This is a genomic window from Streptomyces sp. NPDC101194, from assembly GCF_044767885.1.
Classification (GTDB): domain Bacteria; phylum Actinomycetota; class Actinomycetes; order Streptomycetales; family Streptomycetaceae; genus Streptomyces.
Genome location: NZ_JBIWOS010000001.1, coordinates 1258722 through 1271644, shown reverse-complemented (window position 1 = coordinate 1271644; position 12923 = coordinate 1258722). Strand labels below are relative to the sequence as shown.

The window sequence follows — 12923 nt, the reverse complement described above, 5'->3', positions numbered from 1 at the left end:
GCACCACGGCTCCCGGCCCCTACTCCTCCCGCCGCCACCCGGTCCAGGCGGGGTGCAGCGGGTCGTCGGCCCGTACGACCGCGGCCGCGCGGCCGCCGGGCGCCACCTCGTCCTCGTACCGCGCGAAGGCGGGCAGGGTCCACCGCTCGCTCTCCTCGGTGCGCCGCCGCAGTGCGCCCGGCGACAACCGCAGATGGACGCTCAGGTCGAACGGGAACCAGTGCCCCAGCAGCAGCGGGCCGTGCACCACCAGCACACCGCCCTCGGGCAGGACTCGATACGGACTGCGCGTGGCACGGTCCGTCACCGGGTCCCAGAGATCGGGCAGCACCCGCCCGCTCCCGCCCGCCTCCAGCGGCCCGAACACCTCACGCCACAGCGCGCCCGTGTCGAACCAGCTGTCGTAGTAGGAGTCGGGGTCCTGTTTGCCGTACTCGTACCGCAGGCTCGCGGGTCGCAGGAACCCCTCGGTGGACACGACGAGCACCGCGCGTCCCCGGACCCGCAGCGCCTGCGCGAGCTGTCCGGCCAGTTCGCCGGTACGGGCCGCCGGAGCGCCGTCCACGGCGACCTTCAGCCACGGGCTCGCGTCGGCCGGTCCCAGACCGTCGGCGTGCGCGGCGAACTCGTCGGTCAGCCGCTCCCAGGTGATCGCTTCCCATCGCACGCGACCATCATCACCCCTGCCCCGCGCGCCGGCTGCGGCCGTCCCCCGACCGCGTCCTTCCTCACCGGCCCCGCCATGGGGTCGTCCCGGTCGTCGTCGGCGGGCCGGGCGACCGCTGCCGCCCCGATCCCCAGGTCCATGCGCCGGAAGAGCGGAAGCCCATGGAAGGCGACGAAGAGCAGCCGCCTCTCACGGGAGTTCCGCAACTCGGGTTCCGTACGCGGGGAGTCGGAGGGGGCGGACCGCTTCGAGCACCTTCCCGGCGGCGGCGACACAGGCGTCGAACCGGTCGTCCGGCACCGTCCGGACGAGGTCGATGTCGCTGTACGCATCGGCCGTTCCACGGGCGAGCGAGCCCTTCGGCTCCGCGCGCGAGCCGGGGCAGTGAGCGGCGAGCGCATGCGACAACGCCTGCGCGAACGCGTCGCGTCGCGCCGGGTCCAGATCATCCACGACCTTCGCGTCGTCCTTCGGGCTCGGTGCGTCCACGCCCGTGCGCTCCCGTCGGCCCCGTACTCACCGCTTCTTCGCGCCGCAGTCCACGGCGTCGGCGTCGTCGGAGAGCGCACTGCCCTCGGGCAGCAGATACGTCACCCAGAGCACGACGGGCTCGGTCCCCAGATTGCGTCCGATGTGGCGGTGACCGGTGCCGGACGGCTCGATGAAGGACGAGCCCTCCGGTGTCACCTCGACCGAGCAGTCGTCCAGAGTGCGCGTCAGCGTCCCGGACTTGACGACGGCGATCAGCTGTCCGCCGTGGGTGTGCCAGCCGGTGGAGCCGCCCGGTTCGACGGTGATGGTCCGAAAGGTCACATCCGTACGGCCGTTCGGCGTCTTCACCTTCAGTTTCCCCGCCGAGGTGCCCTGCGCGAGCACGGTGCCGCTCACACCGCTGCCGGGTGTGGCGACGGCCGCCGACGGCACGAAGCCGAGCGCGGCCACACAGCCGCCCACGACCAGGGACTTGGCGAGTCGCCCCTGCCTCATCCGCGGTCCTCTGCTCCCCCGCTGTCCGCCGACCCTCATGTGCGACTCCTCCGCCTCAGCGTCCCCGGAAGCATCCGGGACCTTCCAAATGCCCCGACGCTACCCATGAGTTGATCCACGGAACCCTCGGCGATCCGGCGATCACCCGCCACGCAGTTCGGTGGCGAGCGGTCCGTCGCCCGACACCTCGACACGCCCCTCCTCGACGGCCCCGGCGAACGTCAGCTCACCCCGTCCCAGCGCCAGGCAGACCTCCACGTCGAGCGCGATCCGGACATCGGCGTGGGCGGCCGGACCGTCCCCGTACACAGCGGCACCGGCCTCGGCGCCGCCCGCGCGCACATGGAACTCGCCCTCGTCCAGCTGGACTTCGACGACTCCCGAATGCGTCAGTCCGTCCAGCGCGCGCAGCAGCAGAAGCGCGAACCAGTGCGCCCGCACCGCGTCCGTGGGCCGCCGGTCGGTGAGCGCGGGCGCGCCCCACTCGGCGAGTGCGGCGAGCACGGGCAGCAGCCCGCGGCCGCGCTCCGTCAACTCGTACACCGAGGCCGCGGCGGGCGGCGGAAGCCGTCGACGGGTGGCCAGTCCGCTCTGCTCCATGTCCTTGAGCCGGGAGGCGAGGACGTCCGTGCTGACACCGGGCAGGTCGGCGTGGAGGTCGGTGTAGCGGCGGGGGCCCGCCAGCAGTTCACGGACGATCAGCAGGGTCCACCGGTCGCCCACGGAGTCGAGGGAGCGCGCGGTGGCGCAGAACTGGTCGTAACTCCGGCGGCGGGCCGGGCGGGTCGGGGACTGTGGCTGACGAGGCATGCGACGCAGTCTAGACATGTTGTTGGACTTTCCAAGCCCGAGCTTGGTAAAACCAAGTATCGCAATCAGGTCGGGGAGGCCACCGCATGGAATTCCGGCAGTCCAGCAAGCTCGACGAGGTCTGTTACGAGATCCGGGGCCCGGTCATCGAGCACGCCAACGCCCTGGAGGAGGCGGGCCACAGCGTCCTTCGCCTCAACACGGGCAACCCGGCACTCTTCGGCTTCGAGGCGCCGGAGGAGGTCGTCCAGGACATGATCCGGATGCTTCCGCAGGCCCACGGCTACACCGATTCGCGCGGCATCCTGTCCGCCCGCCGGGCAGTGGCGCAGCGCTACCAGGCCATGGGGCTGGCGGACGTCGGGGTCGACGACATCTTCCTCGGCAACGGCGTCTCCGAGCTGATCTCCATGGCCGTCCAGGCGCTGTTGGAGGACGGCGACGAGGTGCTCGTCCCTTCCCCCGACTATCCGTTGTGGACCGCGGTGATCACCCTCGCGGGCGGCAAGGCCGTGCACTACACCTGTGACGAGGCCTCGGACTGGAACCCCGATCTCGCCGACATGGCCTCGAAGATCACCGACCGCACCAAGGCCGTCGTGATCATCAATCCGAACAACCCGACCGGCGCGGTCTATCCGCGCGAGGTCCTCGAAGGAATCCTCGATCTGGCGCGCAGGCACGGCCTGATGGTGTTCGCCGACGAGATCTACGACCAGATCCTCTACGACGACGCCGAGCACCACAGCGTGGCGGCCCTCGCTCCCGACCTCGTCTGCCTCACCTTCAGCGGCCTGTCGAAGACGTACCGCGTGGCGGGTTTCCGCTCCGGCTGGCTGGTGATCTCCGGCCCGCAGCAGCACGCCCGCAGCTATCTGGAGGGGCTGACCACACTCGCCTCCATGCGCCTGTGCCCCAACGCGCCCGCGCAGTACGCCATTCAGGCGGCGCTCGGCGGCCGGCAGTCGATCGGGGAATTGGTGGCGCCCGGCGGCAGGCTCTACGAGCAGCGCAACCGGGCCTGGGAGAAGCTGAACGAGATCCCCGGCGTGTCGTGCGTGAAGCCGAAGGGCGCGCTGTACGCGTTCCCGCGCATCGACCCGAAGGTGCATCGGATCGTCGACGACGAGAAGTTCGTGCTGGATCTGCTGTTGCGGGAGAAGATCCAGGTCGTGCAGGGCACGGGCTTCAACTGGCCGCGTCCCGACCACTTCCGGATCCTGACGCTCCCGTACGCTGACGATCTCGACGCGGCGATCAGCCGCATCGGCCGCTTCCTGACCGGATACCGCCAGTGATCGGATGCCCCCGGTGACCTGCCCCGCCTGCCGCGTTCCCGTCCACACCCAGTTCGCCTCGCCCGAACTCGTCGGCCCGATCGTGGAGGGCGGACTCGATCCGGCCACCGACCCGGCCTGGGCGGAGTCGGGCGCCACATCACCGGCCGAGTACGCGCGCTGGTCGGGTCATCTGTGCGGAATGACCTGTCTGCGCATGGCGCTCGGCTCCGGGGCCCCGTCCCTGTTCGCACTGCGCGACGGGGCGCTCGAGTACGGCGCGTACACCGAGGACGCGGAAGGGGTGATCCGGGGCCTGATCTACGCCCCCTTCGCGCAGTACGCACGGGAGATGCACGGCCTCGACGCCACGGTCCACCGCCATCTCTCGACGCAGGAGATCCTCGGTCTGCTGGACGGCGGCCGGACCGTCATGGCCTCGGTGCACTACGGCATCCGCCATCCGCTGCGGCCCGCTCCGGGGCGGGGCGGGCATCTGGTGCTGCTGACGTCCCGTACGGCCGACGGTACCGGCGTCCATTTCCACAACCCGTCCGGTACGACGGCCGGGACACGGACCGCGGAGCTTGCGCTGCCCGAATTCGAGCGTTTCTTCGCGGGGCGCGGGGTGTCGCTGCCCATGGAGGGTGTGAGCGGGACACCCGTGGAAACGGGAGCGGGCCCGGGGGCGTAGCCGGCCCCCGAGCCCTGTAGATGCCACCCATGCGGCACGCCGACACCTTTAAGGACCCGTGTCAGGTTTATGTCGTCGCGTCCTGCCTTTAGACGACCGCAGATCGAAGCTCCGCGGGCCGGAGTCGAACCGGCATCTCGACGCCCGTGGGCACGGGCCCGATCGATTCGGCGATCGGTGGCGAATGCTGAGTCTGGAGCAAGAGTCTGAGATTGATCGCGGTCTGCCTCTGCCGATTGGGCCACCCCGGCCCGTCCGTGTGCGGAACGCACCGAATGCCGGGGGGAGGATTCGAACCTCCACTGGAACCGCGTCATCACGACAAGCCTCAGTTTCAGCTTGCGCTCCTCGCGCACCCCGGCCGTGATGAACGGCCGGGGAATCCATGGTCGGTCACCCGAAGAGGTAACCGAATACCGCATCACCCACCCGCTGGTCGCTGACGTCCATGCCGTTGGCCTCCTCGCGGGCGAACTTCACGGCCTGCTGGAGCTTCTCCACCCGGTCCAGCAGTTCATTGACCCGTCGCGCGGGAAGGGCTCCGGAGAACTTCACCGTCGTCCAGTACCCGATCGGAATGTCCTCGTAGTACACCTCGACCTGCGCCGGATGCTTCTCGGTGGCCTCCGCCTTCACATGGTTGCGGGGCACCTTCTTCGTACGAAGGGTCTTCACCGGCTCGGTCTTCCAGGAGTCCGTCGACGGGTCCTGCGTCCAGGCCTCGGAGGCGTCCAGCACCGGAAGCTTGCGGACAAAGGTGTTGAGGTCCGTCAATTGCTTCTCCAGGAAGAGCAGGTACGACACCGGCACCTCGCTCACGAGCACCCGTCCGTCGACCTTCACGTCCGCGCGGGCCGAGCAGTTCGCCCAGTCCTTCGTGGCGGTCACATCGAAGAGCCGGGTCAGGGTCGTCGCGGTCTCCCGCAGCACGTCCTCGGCCTTGATCTGCACCAGGGTCGACTCGGGCGGCAGCTGTTCGCCCTCCTCGTCCTTGGGCTGATAGGTCCGGGAGATCCCGGCCAGCAGACCGGTCTTCTGGAGGCCGTGATGCGCCGCCGTCAGGTCCTGGTGAGCCTTGGACTTGACGCCCTTCTCCACTGCGATGATCTGATTGAGTTTCGCCACGTCGAGGAACCTATCAACGTCAAGTCCCGCAGAACCAAAGGATTTTTGCGGAGTCGGTCCTTCCAGCGGACCGCCCACGTCATGCAGCACCCCCTCCCGGCCGCGCCCGCGGCGGACAGGACGGCACGGGTGGACGTTCAGCCGGCAGCACAGCGGTGAGGCCGAGCTCGATCAGCTGTCCACGGAAACCGAACCGCCTGACGCCGAGCAGCGTGCTCGCGGTGGTGGACGCGGGCCCGGCGGCCGAGCCGGTGAGCCCGCGCCGGGCGACTCCCAGGGCCGTGACATCGTCACCGCCCACGTAGATCTCCGATCGGACGCCCCGGGGCGGTTCGGCGCCCACGGCCGCCTGAGCGGCGAGGGAGTCGGCCACCACCCGGTCGATCCCGGCATCGAGGTCCCCCGGACCCACCCGTGTGCCGGAGCGGTCGAGCGGGCACCGCCCCGCCGGGTACGCGGTCCGTCCCGCTTCCACCACGGTGATGTGGTGGCGGCCGGGCGCGGGGTGCGGCCGGTCCGGATCGATCCGGGTGATCCGTTCAGTCGTGCGGGCGAGTCCGACAGCCCGCCGAGTGAGGGGCGGCTGGTTCTCGGCGAGCCCGTCGACCGATCCGTACGGGTGGTTTCCAGCGGACGCCCATGTCCTGCCGCCGCTCGTCGGGGACAGCTTGTCACAGTGGCGCCGCGTGTCCGGGCGTCGTTGTGTCCGCGCGTTCATCCGCCCGCGTCGGCCCGTGGTGCGTCCGTCTGTCCACGCCACGGACCGATGCGGACCCCGCGCTCCCGCATTCCGTCCCCCGCCTTCCCCGACTCCGCAGAAAGGTCCCCGCCGTGCCTCGTCTCCCCCGCCTCACCCGAACGAAGGGTCTCACCGGCTCCAAGCGGCCCAGCGCGCTCACCGCGACCGCCGTCCTGGCCGTACTGGCCGCGGGCGCGCCCGTCGCCTACGCCACGCTCGGCGACCAAGCCTCCACCACCTCGCAGTCGGCGGCGGCCGTCGCCGTGCGGGGGAAGGCATACATCGAGACCCGGCTGTTCTTCGGCACCGCACGTCCCGACGGCGGACCGAGTGTGACCGATCGTCAATTCCAGTCCTTCATCGACGAGGAGGTCACACCACGTTTCCCGAACGGGCTGACCGTCCAGGACGGCCGGGGACAGTGGCGGGATTCCCACGGCGTGATCGAACGGGAGCGCAGTTACGAACTGATCCTGCTCTACCCTGCGTCCGAAGCACGCCTGCGAGACGCCCAGATCGAGCGGATCCGGAACGCCTACGAGAAGGCTTACGCCCAGGACTCGGTGGCCCGGATCGAGGAACCCGCGACCGCCGACTTCTGACATCGCCCGCCGCCCCGACTCCCCGGCCGCACGGCTGTACGAGCCTCGCGGCCGTGCGGCCGATCGAGCCGGTGCCGGCGCGTGCACCCCGCGGCGGTCGCCGGGAGGATCGTCGGCGCCGCTGCCGCCGTGCCGACACCGCCACCCCCGGTACCGGCCGCTCTCGGCCGCCGGACCGCCCGGGCCGGGTACGGGACGACGCCCGCGAGCTCGTCGATACCGCGCTCCCCCGGCGAGGCCGACTGCCGGAGCGGTCGGGCACGGTGCCGCGGCCGAGGACGGGCCGGGGGGTCAGCCTCCGCTCAGTTCCATGAGCGCGCCCACCGGATCGGCGTCCGGGGTGGCGCGGGGCCACCAGTCGTCCTCGCCCGGCTCTGATTCGTAGCCGTACCAACGGCCGTCGTGTCCGAAGCGGAGCTGCAGGGTGCCACCGGGGTGGGTGAGGTGGTTGCGCCAGGGGTGGAAGCGGGGGAAGTCGGCGGCTGCGAGTGCGGGCCGGGCCCGGTCGAAGGGGCCGGCCGGAGGATCCCAGGGGGTTTCGAGGACGGCCAGCCCCTCGGCGCCGCCCTGCCGCCAGGCCGCGACGGCTCGGGCCAGGTCGGTGGGTGTGCGGCCGGTGGCGTACGCCAGCTCGCGGTAGAGGGCCCGGGTGGTCGCGGTCAGCCCTGCGGTGGGACGGGACGCGGCCAGGCGTACCGCGTCCTGCCAGGGGCTGAGGCCGGCGATCGGGTCGAGGCCGCTGACGAGAAGCGTGTGCGCACGGACGGCCGCCTCCGTGGCGAGGTGGTCAAGGGCGAGCGGGTCACGGGCGCCGGGAAGACTCGGGTACGAAGGCGGCTGCCCGGGATGCGGCAGGAGCGGGAGCGGGGCGGGGAGCGGCGGGAGGTAGCGGTCGGCGAGGGCCTCGCGAGCCGGCACGGAGGGGGTGGCGGGGGCCGAGGGACGTTCCCGGGCGGAGTGTGCGGCGTTGCGACGGCCCAGGTCTTCGAGGAGTTCGCGCTCCCCCCGGCCGCGCAGCAGCAGCAGGACGAACGGATCGGTGTCCAGGAGTCGGGCCGTCTGGTAGCAGAGGGCCGCCACGTGTTTGCAGGGCCAGCCGTGGTCGGGGCAGGAACATCCGGGGTCGAGGTCGCCCGCGGCGGGCAGCAGTGCGACACCGGCCTCGGCCGCCGTGTCGACGAGCGAGTGCGGCATCTCCTTGCCGAGCAGCGCGGCGAGATGACCGGGACGGGCGGCGACCGCGTCCAGGAATGTCTCCCAGTCGGCGTCCGCGAGCGGCCGCAGACGCAGCTCGGCGCGGTAGGGGCGGGGGCGGCTTCCGTGGACGTAGGCGACGACCCGTCCGGGGGTGACCGTGATCGCGGCGACCTTGCCGCTGTCGGCGTACGTACGACCGCGGGAGAGGCGTCCCTCGTCCATCGACAGGGACTCCAGGGCGGCCACCCAGGCGCGGCCCCACCAGCTGTCCGCGAAGGGTTCGTCGCCGTCGGAGGTGCGGGGCGGCACGGCCTCGAAGGTGCGCCGCAGATCGTCGGGGCCCGGGCGTGGCCGGGCGACCGGCCGGGACTGGGAACGGTCGTGCGCGAGGGACCGGGGGCGGGGGCTCATGACGGCCTCCGGAGCGAGACGAGATCGGCCAGGTCACGGTCGCTGAGCTCGGTCAGCGCGGTCTCCCCCGTGCCGAGGACCGCGTCGGCCAGGACCCGCTTGGTCCGCAACAGCTCGTCGATCCGGTCCTCGACCGTGCCTTCCGCGATCAGCCGGTGCACCTGCACGGGTTGCGTCTGGCCGATGCGGTACGCCCGGTCCGTGGCCTGTTCCTCGACGGCCGGGTTCCACCAGCGGTCGTAGTGGATGACGTGGGCGGCCCTGGTGAGATTCAGTCCGGTGCCCGCCGCTTTGAGGGAGAGCAGGAAGACCGGGACCTCGCCGGACTGGAAGCGGTCCACCATCCGTTCGCGTTCGGTCACCGGGGTGCCGCCGTGCAGGAGCTGGGAGGGGATGGCGCGCGAGGCGAGGTGGGCGGAGAGCAGCCGGGCCATCGTCACGTACTGGGTGAAGATGAGGACCGAGCCGTCCTCGGCGAGGATCGTGTCCAGGAGTTCGTCGAGCAGGGCGAGCTTTCCCGAACGGCCGTCGAGTCGGGTCGGCTCCTCCTTCAGGTATTGCGCGGGGTGGTTGCAGATCTGCTTCAGCGAGGCCAGCAGCTTCATGATCAGACCGCGCCGGGCGATGCCTTCCGAGGCTTCGATGAACGCCATCGTCTCGCGGACGGCCGCCTCGTAGAGCGTGGCCTGCTCGCGCGTCAGGAAGACGGGGTGGTCGGTCTCCGTCTTGGGCGGCAGTTCGGGGGCGATGCCCGGGTCGGACTTCTTGCGGCGCAGGAGGAAGGGCCGGACCAGCCGGGAGAGCCGCTCGACCGCTTCGTCGTTGGCGAGGCCGGCAGCCGTCCCGGTGCTCTCGACGATGCGGGCGTGGCGGGCCCGGAACGCCTTGAGAGGGCCCAGCAGTCCGGGAGTGGTCCAGTCGAGCAGGGCCCACAGCTCGGAGAGGTTGTTCTCCACGGGGGTGCCGGTGAGGGCGATTCTGGCCGGGGCCGGAATGGTGCGCAGCGCCTTCGCCGTGGACGAATGCGGGTTCTTCACGTGCTGGGCCTCGTCGGCGACGATCAGCCCCCAGGTGTGGTCGGCGAGCTGCGCCGCGCTCGAACGCATCGTGCCGTACGTGGTGAGGACGAAGCCGCCGTCGGGTTCGGCGAGGGTGCGGTCGGTGCCGTGGAAGCGGCGTACCGGGACACCGGGGGCGAAGCGGTTGATCTCCCGGTGCCAGTTGCCCAGGAGGGACGCGGGGCAGATCACCAGGGTGGGCGCGGGGTGGGCGCGATGCAGATGGAGGGCGATGAGCGTGATCGTCTTGCCCAGGCCCATGTCGTCGGCGAGGCAGCCGCCGAGGCCGAGCGAGGTCATCCGGTCCAGCCAGGCGAGGCCGCGCAGCTGGTAGTCGCGGAGCGTGGCGTCGAGTCCGGGCGGCGGGGCGATGATGGTGTCGTCGGAGGTGATGCGGGCCCGGAGCGCGGCCAGTGCCCCGACGGGCACCGCGTCGACCTGCTCGCCGTCGACCTCGGCGCTGCCGGTCAGCGCGACGGCGAGGGCGTCCACCGGATCGAGCAGGCCCAGTTCCCGCTTGCGTGCCTTGCGCACGAGCGCGGGATCGACGACGACCCACTGGTCCCGCAGTCGTACCACCGGCCGGTGGGCCTCCGCGAGCACGTCCATCTCCGCCTCGGTGAGCCGCTCGTCACCCAGTGAGAGCTGCCAGTTGAAGGAGAAGAGCTGCTCGGCGTCGAAGAACGAGGTGCCGTCGGTGGCCGAACCGGGGGCGGGCCGCACGACGGCTGCGGCGGTGAGGGAACGGGCCAGCTCCCTGGGCCAGTGGACGTCGACCCCGGCCGCCGCCAGCCGGGCTCCGGCATCGCTGAGCAGCTCGTACAGCTCGTCCTCCTCGAGTGCGAGCACATCGGGCACCGGCTGGTCGAGCAATCGCTCCAGCGGTGCCCAGACACGGGCGGCGCGGCGCAGCGCGAGCACGGCATCGATCCTGGCGCGCGGGCCGAACGGTTCTCCCGCCCCTCCGTTCCACAGCGCGGCGGCGTCGACGACATAGGTCGGGTCGGCCAGGCTGTGCACCTGGGTGATGGCCGCGGCGGCGTGCCGAGCCGCGCCGCGACGGGCGTCCATCCGGCCCGAGTCGGCGTCGGTGTCGTCCGGCTCGTCGGGACGGTCGTACGTATCGGCCGTGTCGAAGAGCTCGTGGGCCGAGAGGTCGAGGCGCAGCGAGATCCGTACGCCCGCGTCGAGCCCGGCCGCGACCTCGACGGCCCAGTCCCGGGCCTGCGGCAGATGCTGGGCCGCACGGGCCGCGAAGGGCGCCCCCATCGCGTACGCCGCCGCGGGTGTACGGGGCAGGGTGTCGGCGACCGCGTCGAGGAACGCCCCGAGCAGCCACTCCGGCTCGGGGACCTGGAGCGGTGTGCGGTCCGGCAGCGGGACCGCGTACCCCTCGGCGGGCAGAGCGGCGGCGATCGCCCGGAGGTGAGCGATGTCCTCGGCGTCGCGCGGTCCGGCCCGCCAGGCGTCGTGGTCCTCGCCCGTCAGACCGGGCAGCAGCCTGCCGCGCGCCACCAGATTGAGTGCCTGGAGCGCGGCGGCGCCCCAGCAGCGGGTGGCGGGGTGGGCGGACCGCTGATTCCGGGCGCGGACCAGCAGCGGCAGGGCATCGGTCACGGCCATCAGGACAGCGGGCACCGCACGCCGACGGACACCGTTCTCCCGCCCGTGTCCGCGGACGACGGTGATCTCCTCCACGACCACGTCGGGGACGGATCCCTCGGGATCCGCGGCGTACCCGGAGAAGTCACCGGGCTGCGGGAGCGGACCGCCGTCGGGATCCCAGAAGGCGACGCGTCCGTCTCTCGGCAGCGAGGCGGGAAGGAAGACGGCCGCGCAGCTCAGAAGGCGGACGGCCGACGTGTCCGACTGCTGTTGTGCCGTGGTCATCGGTCCCCTCCCCTCCCGCCCTCATCCTCTTGATCGTCTCGATCCTCATGACTCCTGCGAGTCTAGGCGGGGGGTCTGACAACCGATGGTGCCCCTGCGTTCCAGCACGTCAAAGACGATATGGAAGAGGCCTGCCGGTCCGGGGAGCGGACCGGCAGGCTCAGGAGCGGACCGGGTCGGCCCGGAGAACGGACCTTCCCTACGCGGAACGTCGGCGCCCTTCGTGGGCTCGGTGCGCTTCGGCGGTCAGTGCCTGGCGAGCGGCTTGGAGCGGGCGGGCGGCGCGGGCGTTGCGGCCGGGGACACGCCGGGCATGGACGTCGGCGAGGGTGCCGGAGCCGTCGACGGCGGTGGCTGAGGCCGACGGGGTTGAGGCCGCGGACGCGGCTGCGCCTGGACCGGACGCTGCGGCTGCGCGGGCTGCTGCGGCGGCTGCACGGCCTGCTGCGGCTGCGCCGTCAGCTGCTGTGGGGGCTGCTGCGCCCTCTCCAGGAAGCGGAGCAACTCCACCGGGAACGGCAGCACCAGCGTGGAGTTCTTCTCGGCAGCGACCGCCACCACCGTCTGCAGCAGGCGCAACTGGAGCGCGGCCGGCTGGGAGGACATCTCCTTCGCCGCCTCGGCGAGTTTCTTCGACGCCTGGAGCTCGGCGTCCGCGTTGATGACCCGGGCCCGCCGCTCACGGTCGGCCTCCGCCTGCCGGGCCATGGAGCGTTTCATCGTCTCCGGCAGCGAGACGTCCTTGATCTCCACCCGGTCGATCTGCACGCCCCAACCGACCGCCGGGCTGTCGATCATCAGCTCGAGGCCCTGATTCAGCTTCTCGCGGTTGGACAGCAGATCGTCCAGGTCGCTCTTGCCGATGATCGACCGCAGTGAGGTCTGCGCCATCTGCGACACCGCGAACCGGTAGTCCTCCACCTGGATCACCGCACTCGCCGCGTCGACCACCTTGAAGTAGATGACCGCGTCCACCCGCACCGTCACGTTGTCCCGCGTGATCCCGTCCTGCGCGGGCACCGGCATCGTCACGATCTGCATATTGACCTTGCGCAGCCGCTCCACACCGGGGAGCACCATGGTGAAGCCGGGCCCTCGCACGCCTTCACGGAGCCTGCCGAGCCTCAGCACGACGCCCCGCTCGTACTGCTTGACGATCTTGGCTGCGGCCATCAGGTACAGCGCACCTGCCGAGGCCCCCGCCACTGCCGCGATTACAAGCTCCTGGACCATGACGGCCCCCTGAAAGCCGGGAACACCTGAATACAGGATCAATCTGTCGCTATTACCACGGTATGCCCACTACCAACCGATAGGAACATTGCTTGGGGCCTCCGGCGCCCCGGCTGTCGCCCGCCCGGCCGTGCACCGGATGCCGGGGCTCCCGGGAGCAGGCAGGGTGACCAGCGTCAGCACGTTCTTCGTGGCGTACGCGGTGCGTGGTCCGCGGCGGGCTGACGGATGAG

The 12923-nt window shown here is 71.3% G+C and carries 12 protein-coding genes and 1 tRNA gene; 3 read left to right on the top strand and 10 right to left on the bottom strand.

Annotated elements, in window-relative coordinates; all coding sequences use genetic code 11:
- Positions 1-19: 19 nt before the first annotated feature.
- The 4 genes from ACIRP2_RS05580 to ACIRP2_RS05565 form a co-directional block, all read right to left on the bottom strand.
- Positions 20-667 carry a uridine kinase gene (locus ACIRP2_RS05580; protein WP_404246796.1) on the bottom strand — a complete coding sequence of 216 codons (648 nt, stop codon included), beginning with the start codon at positions 665-667 and terminating at the stop codon, positions 20-22.
- A gap of 189 nt (positions 668-856) precedes the next feature.
- Positions 857-1156, bottom strand: a complete 300-nt coding sequence (locus tag ACIRP2_RS05575; protein WP_404246794.1) for a nucleotidyltransferase domain-containing protein — start codon at positions 1154-1156, stop codon at positions 857-859.
- 27 nt (positions 1157-1183) lie between these two features.
- Positions 1184-1654 (bottom strand): cupin domain-containing protein, encoded by a 471-nt coding sequence (locus tag ACIRP2_RS05570; RefSeq protein ID WP_404246792.1) that lies wholly within the window; start codon positions 1652-1654, stop codon positions 1184-1186.
- Positions 1655-1795: 141 nt separating this feature from the next.
- Positions 1796-2464, bottom strand: coding sequence for a winged helix-turn-helix transcriptional regulator (locus ACIRP2_RS05565; RefSeq protein ID WP_404246790.1), 669 nt, complete (start codon positions 2462-2464; stop codon positions 1796-1798).
- Between the two features lie 86 nt (positions 2465-2550).
- On the opposite strand from ACIRP2_RS05565, the gene ACIRP2_RS05560 reads away from it, so the two are divergent.
- Both ACIRP2_RS05560 and ACIRP2_RS05555 read left to right on the top strand, forming a co-directional pair.
- Positions 2551-3762 carry a pyridoxal phosphate-dependent aminotransferase gene (locus ACIRP2_RS05560; RefSeq protein ID WP_404246788.1) on the top strand — a complete coding sequence of 404 codons (1212 nt, stop codon included), beginning with the start codon at positions 2551-2553 and terminating at the stop codon, positions 3760-3762.
- A 13-nt stretch (positions 3763-3775) separates the two neighbouring features.
- On the top strand, positions 3776-4435 hold the full coding sequence (locus ACIRP2_RS05555) for a peptidase (RefSeq protein WP_404246786.1): 660 nt from the start codon (positions 3776-3778) through the stop codon (positions 4433-4435).
- Between the two features lie 276 nt (positions 4436-4711).
- On the opposite strand, the gene ACIRP2_RS05550 is transcribed toward ACIRP2_RS05555, so the two are convergent.
- The 3 genes from ACIRP2_RS05550 to ACIRP2_RS05540 all read right to left on the bottom strand — a co-directional run bounded on the left by ACIRP2_RS05550 (position 4712) and on the right by ACIRP2_RS05540 (position 6320).
- Positions 4712-4797, bottom strand: a tRNA-OTHER gene (locus ACIRP2_RS05550).
- A gap of 31 nt (positions 4798-4828) precedes the next feature.
- Entirely contained in the window at positions 4829-5560 is a 732-nt protein-coding gene (locus tag ACIRP2_RS05545) for a hypothetical protein (RefSeq protein WP_404246784.1), read from the bottom strand.
- A gap of 79 nt (positions 5561-5639) precedes the next feature.
- Positions 5640-6320, bottom strand: coding sequence for a hypothetical protein (locus ACIRP2_RS05540; protein WP_404246782.1), 681 nt, complete (start codon positions 6318-6320; stop codon positions 5640-5642).
- A gap of 152 nt (positions 6321-6472) precedes the next feature.
- On the opposite strand from ACIRP2_RS05540, the gene ACIRP2_RS05535 reads away from it, so the two are divergent.
- The gene (locus ACIRP2_RS05535; RefSeq protein ID WP_404247193.1) at positions 6473-6901 is read left to right on the top strand and encodes a DUF3574 domain-containing protein; all 429 of its coding nucleotides are present in this window, start codon (positions 6473-6475) and stop codon (positions 6899-6901) included.
- Between the two features lie 291 nt (positions 6902-7192).
- Here ACIRP2_RS05535 and ACIRP2_RS05530 read toward each other — a convergent pair whose 3' ends face one another.
- From ACIRP2_RS05530 to ACIRP2_RS05520, 3 genes are all read right to left on the bottom strand, one after another.
- Positions 7193-8509 carry an SWIM zinc finger family protein gene (locus ACIRP2_RS05530; RefSeq protein WP_404246780.1) on the bottom strand — a complete coding sequence of 439 codons (1317 nt, stop codon included), beginning with the start codon at positions 8507-8509 and terminating at the stop codon, positions 7193-7195.
- Positions 8506-11457 carry a DEAD/DEAH box helicase gene (locus ACIRP2_RS05525; protein WP_404246775.1) on the bottom strand — a complete coding sequence of 984 codons (2952 nt, stop codon included), beginning with the start codon at positions 11455-11457 and terminating at the stop codon, positions 8506-8508. The genes ACIRP2_RS05530 and ACIRP2_RS05525 overlap by 4 nt, the downstream gene beginning before the upstream one ends.
- 246 nt (positions 11458-11703) lie before the next feature.
- The gene (locus tag ACIRP2_RS05520; protein WP_404246773.1) at positions 11704-12690 is read right to left on the bottom strand and encodes a slipin family protein; all 987 of its coding nucleotides are present in this window, start codon (positions 12688-12690) and stop codon (positions 11704-11706) included.
- Positions 12691-12923: the final 233 nt, after the last annotated feature.

Excerpts from the sequence above, each read along its gene's own strand:
- ACIRP2_RS05570 (WP_404246792.1), bottom strand. The coding sequence starts at position 1,654 with ATGAGGCAGGGGCGACTCGCCAAGTCCCTGGTCGTGGGCGGCTGTGTG.
- ACIRP2_RS05565 (WP_404246790.1), bottom strand. The coding sequence starts at position 2,464 with ATGCCTCGTCAGCCACAGTCCCCGACCCGCCCGGCCCGCCGCCGGAGT.
- ACIRP2_RS05560 (WP_404246788.1), top strand. The coding sequence starts at position 2,551 with ATGGAATTCCGGCAGTCCAGCAAGCTCGACGAGGTCTGTTACGAGATC.
- ACIRP2_RS05530 (WP_404246780.1), bottom strand. The coding sequence starts at position 8,509 with ATGAGCCCCCGCCCCCGGTCCCTCGCGCACGACCGTTCCCAGTCCCGG.
- ACIRP2_RS05525 (WP_404246775.1), bottom strand. The coding sequence starts at position 11,457 with ATGACCACGGCACAACAGCAGTCGGACACGTCGGCCGTCCGCCTTCTG.
- ACIRP2_RS05520 (WP_404246773.1), bottom strand. The coding sequence starts at position 12,690 with ATGGTCCAGGAGCTTGTAATCGCGGCAGTGGCGGGGGCCTCGGCAGGT.